The sequence below is a fragment of the Clostridium sp. LY3-2 genome, assembly GCF_024705715.1.
GTDB lineage: Bacteria > Bacillota > Clostridia > Clostridiales > Clostridiaceae > Clostridium.
On sequence record NZ_JAMDLQ010000016.1, the window covers coordinates 34,674 to 57,150 of the forward strand.

Here is a 22,477-nt window from a genome sequence, read left to right on the forward strand (position 1 = left end):
CCCATAAATTATGAACTTCTATGCACTTACTGTTACCGTTTTTTTAATATTAGTAAAACAATTCCATTATTTCATCTTCTGATAGCCTCTTTAAACTTTTACCGTCCATCTCTTTTCCATCCATAAGGTTATCTATAAGCTCTCTCTTATCTTCTTGCATTAAAACTATTTTTTCTTCTATTGTATCTTTAGCTATAAGTTTTATTACTCTAACTACATTTTTTTGCCCTATCCTATGAGCTCTATCTGTAGCTTGATCCTCTGTAGCTGGGTTCCACCAAGGATCAAAGTGAATTACAGTGTTTGCAGAAGTTAAGTTTAAACCTACTCCCCCTGCCTTTAAAGATATTAAAAATACTGTTATATCTTTATTATTATTAAATTCTTCAACCCTCTTCATCCTATCTTTTGAAGGAGTACTTCCGTCTATATAAAGATAAGTTATATTTTCTTCTTTTAGCTTTTCTTCTATATTTTGAAGAACTGATGTAAATTGAGAGAATAATATAATCTTTTCTGATTGCTTTTTACTTTCCCTTAAGATATCTAAAGCTACTTCTGTTTTCGCACTCTTACCTTTATAATCTGGAATTACTAAACTTGGGTTTAAGCAAAGCTGCCTTAGTTTAGTTAAGAAAGAGAAAAGGTTAATTTTATTTTTAGTTCCTTCTATGATCTCTTTTACTTCTTTTAAGTAAGACTTATAGACATTACTTTGAATATCAGAAAGCTCTACTAAATATTTCTTTTCAATTTTGTTTGGAAGTTCAGCTAAAACTTCACCTTTAACCCTTCTTAAAATAAATGGTGTTATAAGTCTTTTTAACTCATCATTATTTTCTGAATCTATATATCTTTCCTTAAATCTTTCTTTAGTTAAAAGATACCCTGGCATTACAAAGTCAAAAATCGACCAAATTTCTAAAAGATTATTTTCTATAGGAGTTCCTGTTAATGCAATATTGCACTTACTCCTTATAGACTTTACACTTTCACTTATTTTAGCTTTATAATTTTTAATGCTTTGAGCTTCATCTATTATAAAATAATCAAAATCTATATCTTTATAAAGCTCTTCATCATTTTTTAAAGTCCCATAAGTACTTAAAATAACATCATATTTTTTATAATCATTTATAACTTTTTTTCTTTTATTTTTATCTCCATGAACTAAACCTATTTTTAAGGTAGGTGCAAATTTTGAAAATTCTAAAAGCCAATTATAAATAAGTGAAGTTGGAGTCACAACTAGACTTTTACTCTTCTTTCTTGAAAGAAGAAACGCTATAACTTGAATAGTTTTACCAAGTCCCATATCGTCAGCTAAAATCCCTGAAAACCCAAGTTCAGTTATTTCATTTAACCACTTAAACCCTTCTTTTTGATAAGCTCTAAGTTCTGCGTTTAAAGCCTTTGGAACTAGTTTTCTTTTAAAATCTTTATTTAAAAGTTTATTTGTTATATCTCTAAAAACTTCACTTCCTTTTATAAAACTTAAATTTCTATCTTTTAATTTTTCATTTACATAAAACATTTTATTTTTATCTATTTTTATGTCTTCTTTTAAACCTACATCTAATAATAGATTTAGAAAACTAACTACTTTAGGGTCTTCTAAAGTTAAATAAGTATTTCTAACCTTATAAAACTTTTTATTAGCTTTTATATTTTGCATAGCTTCCCTTATTTCTTCTATGCTTAAATCTGAAATATTATATTTTAAATTATAAAAATTTTTGTTTTCAATAAGAGATGAATTTATATCCTTACTAGTTATAGCTTTAAAGTCTTTAATTCCTTTACTAAAAGAAACTTTTCCTATAGCACTAAGTTCATTAAACCCTCTAGTTATAAGATTATAAAAATCCTCTTCTTCTCCAATAAAAATATAATCTTTATGAGATCTCTTAAACTTATATTTTAAAAGGTCCATCTCTATAATCTTTTCTGATGTTTTATCTCTTAAAAAGCTAGTGTCATTTTTATCTTTTATTAGGTCTACAATATATCCAAAGTAATCTATTTTTATATTACAAAAAACTTTCTCTTCTTCTTTATAAAAGAAAAATTTTGCATTTATCATTTCACGTTTATATTCTCTTACGTTATGGTCTAAAGTGATATCTTTAGTTACACTTTTTAGTTTATTCAGTATTTCGTTTAAATTTTCTTTTGATTTTTTATATCTTAATTCTCTATTTTTTATAAGTTCCTTATAAAGAGGAATATATGAATTAACTTGTGATTTTCTATTAATATAAATATTTCTATCAAAAAGCATAACGTCACCTTTTATATTTAAAGGGTTTGGAAATTTTTTATGATGAGTTACTACAAATTCATCTCCCTTTAAAGATAAAGTTAAAACTACCGGTACATTTTCCTCTTTTATGTTAACTTCGTAATTTAAAAAGTTATAGTTTAAAGTAACCTTATTATCTTTATTTAAAGTTTTGAAAAACTCTCTAATATTTTTATCATAAACCTTTAGATTTTTTCCTCTTATATCTTTTTTGTTATCTTTTAAATATTTAAAAAACTCTAAATCTAAATCTTTTATTTTATGTATATTAGGATTAAAAGTAAATAAATCATTTACTCTATATTCCTTCTGTAAGATTACATTTTCTATAAAATCTTTTAAATCTAGTACTAGGTGAGTGCTTTTACTTCCTATTCTTACTTCTACTTGAAGGCTTGGAATATTATCAGTTTTTATAAACTTTATCCCTAAATTTAAATTTAAATAACTCTTTATTTTTTCTTCTTTATTTGTAATCTTCTTTTTACTTAAGCTCTTTTTTGCAGCATTATAAAAGCAAAGAGTAGTTCCTACTATATGCTTACAAACATAATTTTTTATTTCTCTACTACTTTCTTTATATCTATCACAAGTGCATTTAGCTTCAATTATTCTGTCACTTTTCTTATTTATCTTTATATGAGTACTATACATTTTACTCTTATTATCATTTAAAACTTTGCTATAGATATGATACACGTCATCTATACTTTTACTTTTTAAATCTTTAACGTATCCTTCTTTACATAATTTCTCTCCTAAATTTTTCGAAAAAGAAGAGCTAGTTATAAGTATATTTCTTTTGATTTCTTCTAGATTCAAAGACTCACCTCCATTTTTAACTTAAATTATTATAACATAAAAAGACTAAGTTCCTTCACTTAGCCTTTTCATAAAAATAGTGATATAAAATAAATACTAACGTAATTCTAAGTAAAAAAAGATTATTTTCACTTAATATTTTTTTAGCTTTCAATATCAGAGTTATAATTACAATCAATAAAAGTAACAATAGTGAAAATTTATACGTTCCTTAGCCTCAGATTCCTCTTTTTATAAATATGTTTTATTTAAATCTTCACTACTAACTCATTTAACTAAAATACTACCTCCTTAATTATCAAAAGAAGATCTGTCATGAAAATATTCTTTTTCACCATGTGTTAGCTTCTAATTATTAATAATCATCTTTAATTTTATATAATTTAAATATTTATAAATGAAATTTTATTTTTCTTCATTGATTTCCACTCCCCCTTTAGTGAACTTGCAGGTAAAACTTCATATACAAATAACCAATTCCTATTAAAATCATCATCATTTCCATTCAATTCTCTAGCATGTTTCTTTAATTCATTTATTGATTTGTTATCATTATTATTTTCAAAATATATATATGAAAGCAATTTAAAAATACAATGGTTGCTTTCAATTACACTATTTCCACTTATATTTTCAAGTGGAAAGTTATACTTTATTGAAAAATATACAGCATAACTAACGGACTCATAATTTCTATGTTCTATACCATCCTTTAAAATTTTTTGCGTAATACTCTCAATTTGAGAGATATTTGCTGAAAACACTTTAAATACATTTTCATCCAAAATAGGTATTAGATACGGATAAATTAGTGCCCAATGAAATATAGTTTTTATACAGTATTCTTTTGCATTAGGTGTTAGATTTAAACTTCCTAATACTTTAATCGAATAGTTTAAAATTGCTGAATTCATTTTATTGCTTTTCATCAAATCAATAGTTAAATCTAGATATGCTCTTGCCCCTTTATAATCTAACTTATCATTTCTTAATAACAATGATACTGTATTTAATTTATTTATCCATTTTTCCATTGCTCCTATAGGTAACTCTATTATTTCTGTTTTCTTATGATTAAGTACTAGATCATATTTTCTCAGTTCTTCACCTAATTCAATTAGAAATTTTTGTGCTTTATCAAACGTATCAACATAACAAGTGAAATCATCAATATTTCTAATATATTCCCATTTGTTTAACTTGTTATCAATTGAACATAAAATTATCTCTGAAAGTAAATTTGAAGTATGAGGACCTATAATTAATCCATGCGTTTCACCATTCTTCATATTCTGTGAATAATGGTCTATTTTGTTGAACCATTCTTTGTTACTTCTATTAGCCTTTGCCTTAGATTTTCCTATTAATGCCCATGGTAAAGAGTGTGTGTATATACTAGGAAAGCAATTGGATATATCAGCTTTAACTATATATCGTTTTCCAATTAATAAATCCAACTCTGGATTTCCATCAATCTTCCAACTATTGTAGTTCATTTCAAACAAACTCTTATAATTATATCTTTTCCTAATATGTATTCTACTTACCTTATATAATTCTCCTTTTGTCTTATCTTCAAAGTACTTTTTTATGTTATCCCAATTATCATATAAACATTTACACAAATTTTGATATGCCATTGGATTTGGAATCCCTAACGGTCTAGGAAAGTTAATATTTCTCATACTTTCATAGTATATATACTGTTTCTCTTTATCTTGAAATGAATGCTTTAAGGTTTTACAGTACTCATAAAATCCTTTTGATGATAAAAACGGAGGAAGTTTATCAGAAAATAATCCGTATCCTAACAATCCTTCATATAATTCTTCCTTTGTAATCTCATTTATGAAATCTATATATAATTTATTCATTATTAAACACCCCATTTTCTTAATACTTTATCTATGGTTAATCTTATCTAATCATATTTCCTCTTCTATCCATCAATATGTATCCATTAATTTAAAGATAAGTTTATTTATACCAAAACCTTTTATTTTTTCTAAAGTAAATAATAAATATAACTAAAGAAATAATAGTTAAAGGTATACCTATAATAAGATCTGATTTTACATCTATTGTAGTATAAATATCATTAGTCGTTCCATTAAAATAATATACTATTGTCATCAAGCCACATACTCCATTATTTAAAATATGTAAGCTGATATTTGCAATTAAATTGCCATATTTTTTGTATAATATGCAACAAGTAATTCCAAATACAATTGCACCTATAATACTAAATTTATAATGAATCATTCCAAATACAACAGATGAAATTATCATACCACTTATTATTCCAAATCTTTTAGATAACCTTATGAAGAATATCCTTCTAAAAATTACTTCTTCAACAATAGGTACTATAAAAGATACTCCTATTAAATACATCACTAACTGAATTATTCCATTGATATTTTCACTACTAGACTCTAATATTTTAATTGCATACTCTGGATTTATTAAATATGTAATTCCTTCACTTATTAATCCGCTTCCTTCACTAAATATCATTCCTAATACTAGTAAGAAGATTATTTCCTTTAAGCTAACCTTTTCTTTAAATTCTATTACTTTTTCCTTGATTAATTTTAATTTAACTCGTCCAATTATCATCAAAACAATTAGCATTATTGAGGTTAATGCTGACTCTATAACACCATTATTTCTCATAGCATCGTCATATGAAATTGGTAATTCCCCAACACATATCATAATTCCTATCCATATTAAAATTATTGTTCTAATTTTTATGTCTCTCATTTGTGTCTCCCTGTATATCTTATCTAGTTATGTAAAGTATTGTTACATTCTATATTCTATAATAACTTTTAACTTATTACAAACTATAAACAAATAGGGAAAATTTTTATATTAATTTAATTCATATATTATTTTGTAAAATCTATTCAAATAAAAAGGAATTTCACACAAATAAATGTGTAAAATTCCTTTTAGTTCTATTTTAATTTCCTAAACTATCAAAGTATTGTCTATACGCATTAGAGAACTTAAAGTTAACTGTTTCGTCCCAGTTAGTTGACCAAGTCATAACTCCTCTAAAATCTTTATATCCTTCTTTATTTCTTAATTTATATTTTCCTCCAAAATCTTTACCCTTTATTAAATAATCTAAGGCTTTTATAACTTCTGCTTCGTCTGTGTATCCACCGCCTGCAGCTTTAGTGCAAGAAGGAAGTCCTATAGCTACCTTTGAAGCTGGAAGTCCTTTAAAGTGGTTGTTTGGATTTCTTCCTACATCAAATCCTGTAATCATCATCTCTGCCATAGAAACTTGGAAGTCAGCTGTTCCTTGAGCATATGTGTTTCCATCTAAAGCTTCTTGCGAACCATGATTATAATGTTGTACATGTAAAAGAGTTAATTCATTTCTTAAAGCATTTATAACTGGAAGATATGCACCCCAAGGGCCAGAATAAGCTATAAGCCCACCTTGAACGTAAGTTACTTGAGGTGCCATTGTTAAAATAAAGTCTGTACCTTTAGTTTGGCATATTCTCTTTACTCCATCTATAAGATGTTTTACTCTTGGAGTAGTTGGATTGTTTACATCAGTATCACCTGGATCTAATGAAACTGTTCCACCTTCAAGGTCTATATCTAATCCGTCGAATCCATACTTATTTATTATTTCAAGCATAGAGTTTACAAATATATCTTCTTTTTCCTTAGTATCTAAATGTAATCTTCCGTTTTGTCCTCCTATAGAAATTATAACTTTCTTTCCTTTAGACTGAAGATATTCTACTTCTTTTTTAAATTCCTCTGGAGTTACGTTATATGGTTCAAAAACCATAGTAGCTTCATCTGATTTAGATTCAGCAAAAGCAACATCTATAATATCAAAATTTAATGATGTATCTTTTAAATGAGTTTTTGTTGAACCGTTATCAAAATTATGCCAATATCCTACTAATAATTTGCTTTTTAATTTATCACCAGGAGTTGGAGGTTGTCCTTCATTTGGCATAGTTATCTCTACTGGAGCTGTCCATTCGCTAGCTCCTATTTTATTTATAGCTCTAACTTTAAAAGAATATTTGCTTCCTGCTAAAAGTCCGCTTACTAAATAATTAATATTTGTAGTTTGATATACTTTATTATCAACAGATACTTCATAGCTATCTGCGTTATTTACTTTGTCCCAAGAAGTATTTGCAGCTACTTGGCTTTACTTCTGGTGTAATAGTTTCACTATCTGTAGTACCTGAAACTATACTTGACCACTCACTAGAACCAGCTGCATTTACTGCACGAACTCTATAATCATGTTTAGATGCACTTTGAAGTCCAGAGTGATTATAAGGTGATTTAACGTTAGTTATAACTTTACCGTCAGCTTCTAAGTCATAGGAAGCTACTGAAGTTACACTATTCCAAGTTAAATCTATAGAACTAGTACCATTTGCTTTTGCAGAAAGTCCTGTAGGTACAGAAGGCTTTACTACTTGTTCTCCTTCTTGAGTTACAGTTACTGATATTTCATTACTAGTAGAAGTTCCAAATGAATTGATTAATTCTACTTTGTATTTATACGTCCCTTTTGCTTTGTTTGTAAGTGAAAATTCTGCACTTTGTGCATTTGGCGAATTATCTGTAAGTTTTACTGAGTCTATAACTTTTCCATCTTCGTATAGTTTGCACTCAGTTCCGTTTTGTCCCCACCATAAATTCATAGTGATTTTATAGTTATTTAATCCGTCCCAATCATTATGCGAAATACTAGGAGTCCCTGGCTTTGAAGTAGCACTTGCAAATGCTTTTACGTCGCCAAAACTAAATGCTGTCATTGTAAATAAAACACAAATTAAAGCTGAAATAATCTTTTTATATTTTCTCATTTCAATACCTCCTTTTACTTTCTAATACAATTTTACCATTATGAGGATTGTAATGTAAACCTTTTAATTTTTATTTTATATTAATTATTTTAAACATTTTTGCGAACCCTAAGAAAAGGTGCTACAAAAAGTAGCACCTTTAAATTATTTTATACCTTTCATAGTAAGGCTTATTCTTTTTCTCTTTTCGTCAACTTCTAATATAGCAACCTTTATAACATCCGAAACCTTAACTATATCAAGGGGATGCTTTACAAATCTGTCTGCCATTTGACTCTTATGAACTAAGCCGTCTTGGTGAACTCCTATATCAACGAAGGCTCCAAAGTCTGAAACGTTTCTTACAGTTCCCATTAAAACCATACCTGGTTTTAAATCTTTTAAATCAATAACGCCAGTTTTTAAGATAGGTTTTGGCATTTCATCTCTAGGGTCTCTTCCAGGCTTTTGTAACTCCTTTACTATATCTTTTAAAGTAAGTTCTCCAACTTCTAAATCTTTAGCTAATTTAGCTAAGCCTATTTCTGATACTCTATTTTGAATATCTTCTAAGTTTTTATTTTTTAAATCATCCATAGTGTAGCCTAAAGTTTCTATTAGTTTTTTAGCTATATCGTATGATTCAGGGTGAACTGAAGTATTATCTAAAGGATTCTTACTTTCCATTACTCTTAAGAAACCTGCACACTGTTCAAAAGCTTTTTGACCTAATCTTTTTACTTTTAAAAGTTCTTTTCTAGTTTTAAATCCATTAACTTCGTCTCTATATAAGACTATATTTTCAGCTATACTAGCATTTATCCCTGAAATATGAGTTAAAAGACTAGGAGTTGCTGTATTTAAATCTACTCCTACCATATTAACTGAATCTTCAACTACACCTTTTAAAGACTCTTCTAATTTCTTTTGAGTAACATCGTGTTGATACTGACCTACTCCTATTGCTTTAGGATCTATTTTAACTAATTCTGCTAGAGGGTCTTGAAGTCTTCTTCCTATAGAGATAGCTCCTCTAACTGTAACATCTAAATCAGGGTATTCTTTAGTAGCTAGTTTTGATGCTGAGTACACTGAAGCTCCAGCTTCTGAAACTATAACATAAGCTACTTCTTTTCCGCTCTCTTCTTTTATTTCTTTAAGCATTTCACTTATAACTTCTTCTGATTCTCTTGAAGCTGTTCCGTTTCCAAGTGAAATTACATCTACATCATACTTCTTTATAAGAGCTTTTAAAGTTTTCTTAGTTCCTTCTATATCTTTTCTTGGAACTGTTGGGAAAACTGCTGTATTTTCTAAGAACTTACCATTCTTATCTAAAATAGCTATCTTACATCCTGTTCTAAAACCTGGGTCGTAGCCCATAACTACTTTTCCTTTGATAGGTGCTTGAAGTAAAAGTGCCTTTAAGTTTTCTTTAAAGATCTTAATTGCCCCTTCTTCTCCTTTTTCAGTTAATTCACTTCTTATTTCTCTCTCTATTGAAGGATATATAAGTCTTTTTAAAGAATCTTTAATTGATTCTTTTAAGTATTCATCAGTAGATTTATTTCCTTTAAGAATTTTATTTTCTAGATAAGATATTATTATATCTTCATTTGCAACTATTTTAACTGAAAGAATCTTTTCTTTTTCCCCTCTATTTACAGCTAGTATTCTGTGAGGAGGCATATTTCTAACATCTTCACTATAGTCGTAATACATTTCGTATGGAGTAGGTTCTTCGCTACTTCCCTTTGTTACTATTTTGCCCTCTCTAAACACATAACTTCTTATCCACTTTCTATATTCAGCTTCATCAGATATCATCTCTGAAACCACATCTAAAGCACCTTTAATAACATCTTCTTCTGTATTTACTTCTTTTTCTTTATTTATGTATTTTTTAGCTTCTTCTTTTAAATCGCCTTTAAAATCTCCGTTTATTATAAGGCACCCTAAAGGCTTTAATCCCTTTTCAGCTGCTATAGTTGCTCTAGTTCTCTTCTTTGCTTTGTAAGGTCTATATATATCTTCAACTTCTGTTAAAGTGTTTGCTTTCTTTAAAGCTTTTACTATATCTTCTGTTAATTTCCCTTGTTCTTCTATAAGTCTTGTAACAGCTTCTTTTCTTTCATCTAAATTTCTAAGATAAGTTAATCTTTCTTCAAAATCTCTTAAGACTTCGTCTGAAAGTCCGCCTGTCATTTCTTTTCTGTATCTAGCTATAAAAGGAACCGTATTCCCTCCATCTAGCAATTCTATTATGTTATTTACCACATTTAATTTTAATTCTAGCTCTTTAGCTATTCTATCATTGATACTCATACCGTAACCTCCATTTTAGCCTTATCTATTTATTATACCTCTATTTTATTTTATATAAAACTTTCTATTATATATTTTACATATATTTTCCTTATGTATATTGTATTTTTCTGAATTTTTTGTATAATGAAATTGTAAATATTTTACAATTAGGAGATGATAAAATGCATAATGTTTTACAAAAGCTTATTTCTTTATTAGTTTTGTTTCTACTTAGCTTATTAACACTTAACCATTTTAAGATAGTAATACTAGCTAGTCCTTTATATGAAATATTATTATTTGTAACTACAGCACTTATAATTATGTCTGCTATTTCAGTTATTAATAATTGCAAATCAGGTTTTAACAAATTTTTAAACTATGTGATTTTAATAACTGCAATCTTTGGTGGAATCCTAGTAATTGTGGACTCTAAGCTTAATATTTTTGTTTATATTTGTATAGCTGTAAGTGCTATTTATTCCCTTATGGATATGATCTATAAAAAAGCTTAATCATATATACCTCTTAAATTTAATAATATTTAATATATTAAACTTTAACGAGGTATCTAAAGCATGAAAGAAAAACGCTACAAAATCATAATGTCTATTTCAGTAATTATTTTTTTATTTTTTACATTAATTCAATGTTCAATTCATCATTTTAATTCAAGAGATATTTTAAATGAGATATCTTATCTTTCATCTTCTGAATTTGAAGGAAGGCTTTGTGGAAGTCCTGGTGGTAAAAAGACTTCTGATTATATTGAAGAAGTATTTAAAACTTTAAATTTAACTCCTTTAGGGGAAAATTATAAAAATACCTTCAATATAATAACACCTACAGTAAACGGGGATACTCCAAATTTAGAACTTGAAGATTCTAAAGGAAAAAAGACTAAATTTAAATATGGAGATGATTTTAAAGAGGATTTTTTGAATTTTAAAAAATCAAAAGCTACTGTATCTTATAAAGATACGCATAAATCTAATAAAGATTCTATCGTAATAAAACAAGGCGAAGATATTTTCTTATTTTATTTTAATCTAGAAAATAACTTAGATTTTAGAAGTTCATTTATACAAGATTCAAAAATAAGCTTTGCAGTTTGTTTAAGTGAAGAAGCTTTTAAAACTATATCTAAGTCTTTAGAAAAGGGTGGCAAGCTCGATATAACTCTTCCTTATAGCCTTAAAAATTCATATGCTTCAAATGTTTCAGGAGTTATTAAGGGAAAATCAGATGACTTACCTCCTTTAGTTTTAACTGCACATTTCGACCATTTAGGAGTTGATTACCTAGGAAATAATTACGGTGGGGCATTAGATAACGCCTCAGGTACAGCTTTTTTATTAGAAATTCTTAGAGTTTTAAACTCTTACCCTACTCCAAACCGTGATATAATCTTTGCCTTTTTAGACGGAGAAGAATTTGGATTTTTAGGGTCTTATGAATTATCTAAAACATATAAAAATAAACTTAAAGGTGCAACTATTATAAATTTTGATATGATAGGTGCAGATACTGAAAATACTACCTTAATGAGATCTCTAAAAGCAAAAGATAAATTTTCAAACCTTGAAAAAAGCTTAGTAAAAATTGCAGAATCTAAAGATATTTCAACTAATATAACTTTTGAAGACTCTAGTGATCACGTTCCGTTTTTCGAATCTGGTTTAGATTCACTAACTTTAACTAACGATGATACAAGTAAAATTCATACGCCTTTTGATACTATAGATAACCTATATGAACCCTCAATAAATGATGCTTATAATATTGTCTTTAAATATACTTTAGAAAACTGTTATTTAGGTATAACTAGGCTTCTTTATAATGAAACTCTTCATATAGCCTCTTTTCTTATTTGCTTACTTTTAGTTGGTTATAACATACAAGTAAAAATAAGAAAATCTAAAAATAATAGATAAAATAACTTTTATATAATAAAAAATAGCTACTTTAAATAAGTAGCTATTTTTTAGTTTGCTTCTGATGTTAAGTATGCATTTATAAATGAATCTATCTCTCCATCCATTACTGCATTAAGATTTGAAGTTTCCTCTAACGTTCTGTGGTCTTTTACCATAGTATATGGGTGAAATACGTAAGATCTTATTTGACTTCCCCAGCCCATATCTTTTAAATCTCCAGTAAGGTCTTCAATTTTTTCTTTGTGAGCTCTTTCTTTTAACTCTATAAGCTTTGATTTAAGCATAGCCATAGCTGAGTCTCTGTTTGAGAACTGAATTCTCTCGCTTTGACACTGAACTACTATTCCAGTTGGAAGGTGAGTTATTCTAACTGCTGATTCAGTTTTGTTTACGTGCTGACCTCCAGCTCCGCTAGCTCTATACGTATCAACTCTTAAATCATCAGGTCTTATCTCTATATCTTGGTCTTTTGTAAGTTCAGGCAAAACCTCAACTGAGGCAAAAGATGTTTGTCTTTTTCCGTTAGCATTAAAAGGAGATATTCTAACTAGCCTGTGGATTCCTTTTTCTGCTTTTAAATACCCGTATGCAAAATCACCTTTAATTCTTAAAGTTACACTTTTAATTCCAGCTTCATCACCTTGAATCAAGTCTAAAATTTCAACTGAATACCCTGATTTTTCACACCATCTTGTATACATCCTTAAAAGCATATCAGTCCAATCGTTAGCATCACTTCCACCAACGCCAGCGTGAAGAGTTAATATAACGTCGTTTTTATCATATTCTCCTGAAAGAAGTATTTCTATTCTGTAGCTTTCTACTTCTTTTTCTAATATTTTCATTTCATCTATTATTTCATTTATAGACTCATCATCGTCTTCTTCTATCATTTCACTTAAAACTTCAATATCGCTAGCTCTGTTTTCTAAAGTAACAAATCTCTCTATCTTACTTTTTAGAAATTTACTTTCTTTAGTCACTTCTTCAGCATATTTTATATCTTCCCAAAATCCAGGCTCTTGCATTTTCATATCAAGTTCTTGTACTTGTTTTTCTAATGCATCTTTGTCAAAGTGAAGCCCTCATTTCTTCTATAGTTTCTTTTAAGCCTTTAAGCTTAGATAGTTCTTTTTCAAGTTCTATTCTCATAAAAAATCACCTCTAATTTATATTTATAATTTAAATTATTCACCAAAAAAATATTTTTATCAATACTTTATGCACATTTAATTAAATTAAGACAAAATTAGGGCTTTTGCATATTTTTATGCAAAGCCCTAACCTTTTAAAATATTTTTAAATTACGCTTCTCTTCCGCAACAGTTTTTAAACTTTTTACCACTTCCGCAAGGACAAGGTTCATTTCTTCCAACAGTTACTGACTTTTTAGCTGGCTCTTTTTTCTTTGGAGCGCTATCTGTTCCTGCGTGAGATGCACTAGTTTCTTGTACTACTCTCTCTCTTTCAACAGGTCTTTCCATTTGGATGTGGAATAAATACTTGATTGTATCTAATCTTATAGAATCAATCATTTCTTCAAACATTTCACTACCTTCCATTTGGTAAGCTTGAACTGGGTCTTGTTGTTTAAATGCTCTAAGTCCCATACCTTGTTTTAAGTGGTCCATATTATCTATGTGATCCATCCATTTTGTATCAACGTTTTTAAGAAGAACTACTCTTTCGATTTCTCTAAGTTTTTCTTCTCCAAACTCAGCTTCTTTTCCTTCATAAATCTCTAAAGCGATTTTTGAAAGTTTTTCTTTTATTTCATCGTTTGGAATATCCATTAAATCTTCAACAGTTATTCTGTTTGCAGGAACACATATATCATCTAAGAAAAGAATTAAATCTTTAATGCTTCCTTCGTAATCTTCTTCCATTCCTGTTATGTGTCTATCTACAGCTTCATTTATAACATCGTTTATCATTGAAATAATTTCTGCTTTTAAGTCTTCACCTTCAAGAACTTGACTTCTTTGCTTGTAGATAATCTCTCTTTGCATATTCATAACGTCATCGTATCCTAAAAGGTTCTTTCTTATATCAAAGTTATGACCTTCGACTTTTCTTTGAGCGTTTTCAACTGATTTAGTAATTATCTTGCTTTCAATTGCATCGTCTTCTTCTAAACCTAATCTATCAACCATAGCATGAGTTTTTTCTGACATAAATATTCTCATTAAGTCATCTTCAAGTGATAAGTAGAATGTTGATTCCCCAACGTCTCCTTGTCTACCTGCACGTCCTCTAAGCTGGTTATCTATTCTTCTTGATTCGTGTCTTTCAGTTCCGATTATTTTTAAACCGCCAACATCTAAAGCACCTTCTTGAAGTTTGATATCTGTACCTCTACCTGCCATGTTTGTTGCAATAGTAACTGCTCCAAGTTCACCTGCTCTAGATATAATTTCTGCTTCTTGTTCGTGGAACTTAGCGTTAAGTACTTTGTGAGGTATTTTTCTTTTCTTTAAAAGATCAGATATAATTTCTGACTTTTCTATACTTGCTGTACCAACTAAAACTGGTTGTTTTTTGTTGTATGCTTCTATTATTTCTTCAACTATAGCTTTGTATTTACCCATAGCTGTTTTATAAACTATATCGTGGTTATCTTTTCTTTGGATAGGTCTGTGAGTTGGAACAACTATAACGTCTAATCCGTAAATTTCTCTAAATTCATTTTCTTCTGTTAAAGCTGTACCTGTCATACCTGATAGTTTGTTGTACATTCTGAAATAGTTTTGGAATGTTATTGTTGCAAGAGTTTTTGACTCTCTAGCTATTTTAACATTTTCCTTAGCTTCTATAGCTTGGTGAAGACCGTCTGAATATCTTCTACCTTCCATAAGTCTTCCTGTAAATTCATCAACTATTATAACTTCTCCGTCTTTAACCATATAATCTTTGTCTAATTTCATTATGTAGTTAGCTTTAAGGGCTTGAGTTACATAGTGTTGTAATTGCATATTTTCAGCATCTGCGTAGTTTTCTACTTTAAATGCACCTTCTGCTTTTTCTATACCTTTTTCTGTAAGCATAACTGCGTTAGCTTTTTCATCTATAGTAAAGTCTTCTTCTTTTACTAATTTCTTTACAAAGAAATCTGCAACTTTATAAAACTCTGTTGATTTTTCACCAGCACCTGAAATTATAAGAGGTGTTCTAGCTTCGTCTATAAGGATTGAGTCAACCTCATCGACAATAACAAAGTTAAGTCCCCTTTGAACTCTTTCTTCTTTGTAGATAACCATGTTATCTCTTAAGTAGTCGAATCCAAATTCGTTATTTGTTCCGTAAGTTATATCAGAACCATAAGCTTCTCTTCTTTGGTCGTTATTTAATTCGTGAACTATTACTCCTGTAGTTAATCCAAGATATTCATAGATTTGACCCATCCACTCTCTATCCCTTGCAGCTAGGTAATCATTAACTGTAATTACGTGAACTCCATTGCTACTTAGAGCGTTAAGATATGCAGGTAAAGTTGCAACTAATGTTTTACCTTCACCAGTTTTCATCTCTGCTATTCTTCCTTGGTGAAGTACTATACCTCCGATTATTTGCTCTTTGTAATGTTTCATTCCAAGAACTCTTCCTGAAGCTTCACGAACAACAGCAAATGCTTCAACTAAGATATCATCTAAAGTTTCTCCGTTTTGTAATCTCTCTTTAAATTCATTTGTTTTGTTTTTAAGTTCTTCTTCTGAAAGTTTGCCCATCTCTTCATCTAAAGCTAATACTTTATCTGCCATAGGGCTTATTCTCTTAACTTCTCTCTCACTGTATGTGCCAAATATGGCTTTAAATAGTCCCATAATTTCATCCTTTCAAATCTATATCTATAATAATTCTATATAAAGATTCTTATATTACTAGTTTAATTTAAACTCATCAATAAATTATACCATTTATCACCTAATAGTTTCAACTTATAAGGCCTTTTCTTATGTTAACTTCCCCTTAAATAATAAAAATATAATAAAAAATTAAAAGAGCTACTAAATTTTAGTAGCTCTAACTCTCTATTTAATTATTAAATTTTATTTGTAGTTTGGTTCTAAAAGACCATAGTCTCCGTCTTTTCTCTTATAAACTACGTTAATTTTATTAGTGTCTGCATTTTGGAATAAGAAGAAATTATGTCCTATCAATTCCATTTGTAAAACTGCTTCATCAACTACCATAGGTTTTACGTTGAATTCTTTAGTTTTAACAACTTTTCCATCATTTTCTTCTTCATCATAACTATCAGTTGCAATTTCAGCAAATCTAAATGAGCCATGTTTTCTTCTATCTAATTTAGTTCTTTGTTTTCTTATTTGCCTAGTAAGTTTTTCCTCAACTTTATCAATAGACTTGTACATATCGTCTGTTGACTCTTCAGCTCTTAATAAGATGCCGTTGAATGGGATTAAAACCTCTATATTGTGTCTGTTCTTTTGAACTTTAAGCGTTGCTTTAGCTTCAACTCCACTTTCAAAATACTTATCTAGCTTGGAAATTTTTCTTTCTACCATTTCCCTAATCGCTGGAGTTAATTCAATATTCTTTGCTACTACTGTAACTTTCATAGTTTCAGCCCCTTCCTGACAAGTTCTAAGTATAACTTAGATATAAGATAAATTATGTCTTTATTTATTTATATTCTTATTATAACTCTTAAAGATATCGTTTTCAAGTACTAGCTTAAATTTGTACAATTTTTTATTTTTTTCTTTTTATTGTAAAATAATTTAGTGAATTTAATAAAAAAGCATAAAAAAATACAGACATTTAATTAATGTCTGTCCTTTTTCGTAAAGTTAGCTGACACTGGTTTTTGACCCCACACTCGCCTACTGGAGTTTTCGCTACCCGGAATTAACCTCTCACTACTAACCCTCTCAAATTAAAATCTGGTAGGACTTACTTCTATACCGCACCATGCTCACTAGAATCTTTGCCTAGCTTACGTGGATCGTTTTGCCTGCGACTGGCATCGACTTTCAACCACAGACCTAACTTTACATTAATATATTATACGTGACTTTTCGCAATAGTCAATATTTTTATTTCTTTTGCCCCATATTTTTTTAAAACTCTAACTCCCTCTTCTATAGTCGCACCCGTTGTTATTACGTCATCTATAAGGATAAATTTATTTCCTTTTATAAGATTAATATTTTTTCCCTCGAAAACATTTTTAACGTTATTTTTCCTCTCTCTTATAGTTAAAGTCTTTTGATCTTTAGTTTCTTTTGTTTTAATTAAAGTGCTTACACAAGGTATATCTAATCTTCTACTTAAAGCATTCCCTAAATACTCACATTGATTAAATCCACGCCTTTTTAAGCTTTTCTTACTACTTGGAATATAAGTTATATAGTATCCTTTTGCCCCTATTATCTTTTCTTCTAATAAATCTACTAAAACTTCACCTGAATTAAAATCCTTTAAAAACTTTAAATTTAATATTAATTCTTTTAAGGGCCCTTTATAAATACCGTAGCTTTCATCTTCTATAGGTAATTTATAAATTAAATTTTTACAAGTTAAACAAATTCCTTCAGCTTCGTTTTCCTTGCAAGTTATACATAAAAAATCTTTTGGAAAAATAATATCTAAAATTGAATCATAAATAAGATATGCTAAAGCCTTTATCCTCATACTCTCCCCTTTAAAATTAATTTTTATTTTAATTTTATCCACCTTAGAAATAATTAATCAAAAAAAGCACTAACCTTTATAGTTAATGCTTTTTAGCTATTCCCAAAGCTTTTTATTAAAACCTCTTATTATATCTAAAGCTTTTTCTATTTCGTAGTTTTCTTCCTTACAAACTAATAAGACCTCTGAAAATCCATTAGGGAATTTTCCAAGCTTTCCACAAAGAAATAATATCTTTTTATAGTCTACTCTCTTATCATCAGCTTTTAAAACTACGATTCCATCTATATTTCTTTCATCTAAAATATCTTTTATCTTTGATGTTACAAGTATAGTTGATTTATCACGAGTTCTATAGATAGGCTTATTTTTTTTAGAATTTTTTATAACTCTAACATTACCTAAATTTAGCTTTTGATCGTAGTATTCTACTGTATTTTCTAAATCCTCACTACAAGGAACATAGATAGCTATATTTTTTCTGTTATCTTTATACCATAATATATAATCATAAAGACTATAAGGTATATCTGATTTTAAGTTTATCCTAGTTTGAATAACTCTAGGTTGAAGGAAAACTTTTTTACCTTCTATATTTCTTATATCAAAATTTTCAGTGTTACTTATTTCAGTTAAAGAATAAAAAATTATTTTTTTAGAGTACGTTCTAAGCTTTAAATATACTCCTTTATATTCTTCGTCTGTTAATCTAGTGTAAGTTGAAACTTCGTCTATTATTATAAGATCGTATTCTTTGTTTATGTTGTAGATATATTTTGCATTCATAAATTGCAAATTGCATTTTTCTATTCCTTCTCTTGAATAGCAATACTTTTTATTAGATACTTCTAAAAAATCTACTAATTCGTAATCTACGTTTGAATTACCAGATATATAAAGAATTTTCCCATTTTTCTTTAAGATATCATTTATTAAATCATAAAATATAATATTACTTTGAAGGGGCCTTGCACATACAGTTAATATTTTCTCATCTTTTAAAAACCAATTACTAATCTTTTTATTTATGATAGATAACATTTTATCCTCTACTTTACTCAAAACCCTACTGCACCTCTATTCTCCTAAAATATCATTATTTATAATATCTTTAATTTTATATTCTAAAGCTGAATACCTTTCGGTACTTCTAGTGTTTGATACCATATATTGAAGGGCCTTTTTAGAACCAACAACAACAACTAAGGATTTAGCTCTAGTTATTCCTGTATATAAAAGGTTTCTATTCATTAAAAGTGGCGAGCCCATAAAGGCTGGGATTATTATAACTTTAAATTCACTTCCCTGACTTTTGTGAATAGTTATAGAGTAGGCAAGTTCTAATTCATCAAGATATACATACTCATATCTTACTCTTCTCTCATCATCAAAAATTACAACTACTTCTTTTGATTCCTCGTCTATACTTTGGATAAATCCCATATCTCCGTTAAATACGCCAACACCTTCTTCGTCTCCAACACCAGAAACTCTAGTCCATTTAAGGGAGTAGTTATTTTTAGTTTGCATAACTTTATCCCCTTCTCTAAAGACAACTTCTTTGATTTTCTTTTCTTTTTTGTAGTTTTCTTTAGGGTTTAATAGTTCTTGAATCTTTTCATTCATATTTAATACCCCTAAAACTCCTTTTTTCATAGGAGTTAAAACTTGAATATCACGAAGTTTATCTAAAGATTTATTAAACTTTGGTAATCTAGTATTTATTAAATCAACGATAGTCCTTAAAGTATCTTCTGCGCTTAAGGTCTCTTGGAAATAAAAATCATTTCCCTTTTTATTTAAGTAAGGCATTTCTCCATTATTTATTCTATGCGCATTAGTAGTAATTAAACTCTCAAATCCTTGCCTAAATATCTCTTTTAGTCTAACTACTTTAATAAGACCGCTATTTATAAGATCGCTTAAAACATTTCCAGGGCCAACTGATGGAAGTTGGTCTACGTCTCCAACTATTATTAGTCTAGTCCCAAGCTTTATTGCTTTAAGTAAACTATTCATAAGCATTATATCTATCATAGATGCTTCGTCTATAATAACAACATCTGCTTCTAAAGGTTCACCTTCACCTTTATTAAAGAAAGATTTATCTTCTTCATCTCCTGAAACTCCCATCTCTAGAAGTCTATGAATAGTTTTAGCTTCTCTTCCTGTAGATTCTGTCATCCTTTTTGCAGCCCTTCCAGTTGGCGCTCCAAGTAAAACTTTCATCCCGCATTTTTCGTATATTTCAAGTATCGCTTTGATTATTGTAGTCTTACCTGTTCCAGGTCCTCCTGTAATAATCTCAATCCCTTCTGTAAAAGCATTTATTATAGCTTCCTTTTGAGAAGGTGCAAGTTTTATATCACTTTTATTTTCAAAAAAATTTATTTCATGTTCTACGTCTGTATTTATAGTTTGAAAATTTTCTATTCCAAGTTCTATCATTTTTTTAGTTATACCTAATTCGCAATAATAATAAGGTAATGTAAAAACTGCTTCTTCGTCATCAATTTTTTCTATTATTATATTTTTTTCAAGAACTGAATTATAAATATTTTCTTCTACTATTTCTCTAGATATAACTAAAGTTTCCGCTGTATCTTTTATAAGCTTTTCTTTTGGCATATATGTATTTCCTGATGCACAAAAATTATTTATAACATACTCTATTCCACTTTTCACTCTAAACTCTGAATCTTTTTCTATACCAAGGCTCATAGCTATTTTATCTGCTGTTTTAAACCCTATACCAGATATCTCTTTACAAAGGATATAAGGGTTATTTTTAACTATTTCTTTAGACCCTGCACCAAACTTTTTATATATTTTTATGCATTGGTTATTAGAAATTCCGTGTGATTGAAAGAATATTATTATATCTTTTAATTCTCTTTGTTCTATATAAGATTCAAGAATAATTTGATACTTCTTTTCTCCTATCCCTTCGACTTCTTTAAGTCTTTCTATATTATTCTCTAATATATCTAAAGTTTCTTCTCCAAAATAAGATACTATCTTTTTTGCAGTTACAGGACCAATTCCATATATTATCCCAGATGCTAAATATTTTTCTATAGCATCTTTTGAAGTCGGTAAAACCTCTTCAAATTCTACTATTTTAAATTGTTTCCCAAATTGTTTGTGAACTATCCACTCACCTATAAGTTTTACATTTTGATTTTCTTTTATAAGTGGAATATTTCCAACAGCTGTTATAGCACTTCCATTGTGGTGAACCTTTGCTACAACGTATCCCGTATCATCGCTTTTAAATACGATTTTTTCAACAAATCCTATAATACTTTCCATATCTTTTCTCCAAAACTATGCCTTAGTTGTTTTTATTTCTATTTATATATTATATAATTATAACATAGTGATTAAAAATTTAGTTCATATGTCTATTATTTTGAACATAATATGGAGGTGTTTTTATGTTAATAAAAAATTGTAACATCATATTTTTAGATAGAATTGAAAAAGGTTCAGTTCTAGTAAAAGATGGAAAAATCAAAGAAATAAACCCAAAGGATAATACCGAAACAGAAGTTATAGATGCAAATGGAATGTATCTTTCACCTGGATTTATAGATGTACATATCCACGGAGCTGGCGGACACGATACTATGGATGGAACTTTCGAAGCTATAAACGAGATTGCAAAAACTATAGTAAAATTTGGTACTACATCATTTACACCAACTACTATGACAGTTTCAGTAGATGCTATAAACAAATCAATGCATGCTATAAAAGCTGCTAAACTAAATGGAACTGATGGAGCAAACGTACTTGGAGCACACTTAGAAGGGCCATTTATAAGTCCTAGTGCTATAGGGGCTCAAAACCCAGGATTTTTACAAGTTCCTTCAATAGAAACTTATAAAAAGATGGTTGGAGACTGCGATGATGCTGTTACATCAATAACAGTAGCACCTGAAGTAGATGGAGCTAAAGAGCTTATAGAATATTTAAGCAAAAAAGGAATAGTATGCTCAATTGGACATACTAAAGCTACTTACGAAGAAGCTATGGATGGAATCAAATGTGGATGTTCACATTCAACTCATCTATTTAACGCTATGACTCCATTTACTCACAGAGCACCTGGAGTTGTAGGAGCAGTATTTGATTCTGACATAACTACTGAAACTATTTCAGATGGTATCCACATAGCTTTCCCAAGCCTTAGAGTTGCATACAAACAAAAAGGAACAGATAAAGTTCTTTTAGTAACTGATGCTATGATGGCTTGCGGTATGCCAAACGGAAAATACGGTTTAGGCGGTCAAGATGTTTTCGTAGAAGACGGAGCTGCAAGACTTGAATCTGGAACTTTAGCTGGTTCTATTTTAACTTTAGATAGAGCAGTTAAAAATGTTTATACAAATTCAGAATATCCTTTATATGACGTAGTAAAAATGGCTTCATACAACGGAGCTAGACACTGCAAAGTAGAAGATAGAAAAGGAATGATTAAAGAAGGCTTTGATGCTGATTTAATTATTTTCGATGAAGATATAAACGTTAAAAAAGTTATAGTAAACGGAAAATTAGTTCACGAAGCTTAAAAATAATTAAAGGCTGAATTTAGAAATTTCTAAATT

At 28.8% G+C, this 22,477-nt stretch carries 15 protein-coding genes and 1 pseudogene; 3 read left to right on the plus strand and 13 right to left on the minus strand.

What is annotated here, in order from left to right:
- Positions 1-49: 49 nt before the first annotated feature.
- From M4I33_RS05810 to M4I33_RS05835, 7 genes and pseudogenes are all read right to left on the minus strand, one after another.
- A complete protein-coding gene (locus M4I33_RS05810; RefSeq protein WP_257915931.1) occupies positions 50-3,124 on the minus strand; it encodes a DEAD/DEAH box helicase in 3,075 nt (1,024 codons plus the stop codon).
- 383 nt (positions 3,125-3,507) lie between these two features.
- Positions 3,508-4,998 carry an RNA-directed DNA polymerase gene (locus tag M4I33_RS05815; protein WP_257915932.1) on the minus strand — a complete coding sequence of 497 codons (1,491 nt, stop codon included), beginning with the start codon at positions 4,996-4,998 and terminating at the stop codon, positions 3,508-3,510.
- Between the two features lie 103 nt (positions 4,999-5,101).
- Entirely contained in the window at positions 5,102-5,893 is a 792-nt protein-coding gene (locus M4I33_RS05820; RefSeq protein ID WP_257915933.1) for a CPBP family intramembrane glutamic endopeptidase, read from the minus strand.
- Between the two features lie 202 nt (positions 5,894-6,095).
- Complete coding sequence (locus M4I33_RS05825; RefSeq protein WP_257915934.1) at positions 6,096-7,121, minus strand: chitinase; 1,026 nt, start codon at positions 7,119-7,121, stop codon at positions 6,096-6,098.
- Between the two features lie 63 nt (positions 7,122-7,184).
- Positions 7,185-7,241: pseudogene (locus tag M4I33_RS16915) on the minus strand (hypothetical protein); the annotation flags it as partial.
- A 40-nt stretch (positions 7,242-7,281) separates the two neighbouring features.
- Positions 7,282-7,992 (minus strand): fibronectin type III domain-containing protein, encoded by a 711-nt coding sequence (locus tag M4I33_RS05830; RefSeq protein WP_257915935.1) that lies wholly within the window; start codon positions 7,990-7,992, stop codon positions 7,282-7,284.
- 144 nt (positions 7,993-8,136) lie between these two features.
- Positions 8,137-10,296, minus strand: a complete 2,160-nt coding sequence (locus M4I33_RS05835) for a Tex family protein (protein WP_257915936.1) — start codon at positions 10,294-10,296, stop codon at positions 8,137-8,139.
- A gap of 164 nt (positions 10,297-10,460) precedes the next feature.
- Here M4I33_RS05835 and M4I33_RS05840 point away from each other — a divergent pair, with 164 nt between their 5' ends.
- Positions 10,461-10,793 carry a hypothetical protein gene (locus M4I33_RS05840; protein WP_257915937.1) on the plus strand — a complete coding sequence of 111 codons (333 nt, stop codon included), beginning with the start codon at positions 10,461-10,463 and terminating at the stop codon, positions 10,791-10,793.
- Positions 10,794-10,856: 63 nt separating this feature from the next.
- Positions 10,857-12,212, plus strand: a complete 1,356-nt coding sequence (locus M4I33_RS05845; RefSeq protein WP_257915938.1) for a M28 family metallopeptidase — start codon at positions 10,857-10,859, stop codon at positions 12,210-12,212.
- Positions 12,213-12,262: 50 nt separating this feature from the next.
- Here M4I33_RS05845 and prfB read toward each other — a convergent pair.
- The 6 genes from prfB to M4I33_RS05875 form a co-directional block, all read right to left on the minus strand.
- A protein-coding gene (gene prfB / locus M4I33_RS05850; protein WP_374707695.1) for a peptide chain release factor 2 occupies positions 12,263-13,367 on the minus strand; the annotation gives its coding sequence in 2 pieces (ribosomal slippage) (positions 12,263-13,288 and positions 13,290-13,367; 1,104 coding nt in all).
- A 152-nt stretch (positions 13,368-13,519) separates the two neighbouring features.
- A complete protein-coding gene (secA, locus tag M4I33_RS05855; RefSeq protein WP_257915940.1) occupies positions 13,520-16,036 on the minus strand; it encodes a preprotein translocase subunit SecA in 2,517 nt (838 codons plus the stop codon).
- A gap of 225 nt (positions 16,037-16,261) precedes the next feature.
- A complete protein-coding gene (gene hpf, locus M4I33_RS05860) occupies positions 16,262-16,792 on the minus strand; it encodes a ribosome hibernation-promoting factor, HPF/YfiA family (protein ID WP_257915941.1) in 531 nt (176 codons plus the stop codon).
- 445 nt (positions 16,793-17,237) lie between these two features.
- On the minus strand, positions 17,238-17,867 hold the full coding sequence (locus tag M4I33_RS05865; RefSeq protein ID WP_257915942.1) for a ComF family protein: 630 nt from the start codon (positions 17,865-17,867) through the stop codon (positions 17,238-17,240).
- A 96-nt stretch (positions 17,868-17,963) separates the two neighbouring features.
- Entirely contained in the window at positions 17,964-18,929 is a 966-nt protein-coding gene (locus tag M4I33_RS05870) for a hypothetical protein (RefSeq protein ID WP_257915943.1), read from the minus strand.
- Between the two features lie 15 nt (positions 18,930-18,944).
- Positions 18,945-21,179, minus strand: coding sequence for an ATP-dependent RecD-like DNA helicase (locus M4I33_RS05875; RefSeq protein ID WP_257915944.1), 2,235 nt, complete (start codon positions 21,177-21,179; stop codon positions 18,945-18,947).
- Positions 21,180-21,304: 125 nt separating this feature from the next.
- Here M4I33_RS05875 and nagA point away from each other — a divergent pair, with 125 nt between their 5' ends.
- Positions 21,305-22,441: an N-acetylglucosamine-6-phosphate deacetylase gene (nagA, locus tag M4I33_RS05880; protein WP_194192426.1), complete on the plus strand. Its 1,137-nt coding sequence runs from the start codon at positions 21,305-21,307 to the stop codon at positions 22,439-22,441.
- Positions 22,442-22,477 lie beyond the last annotated feature (36 nt).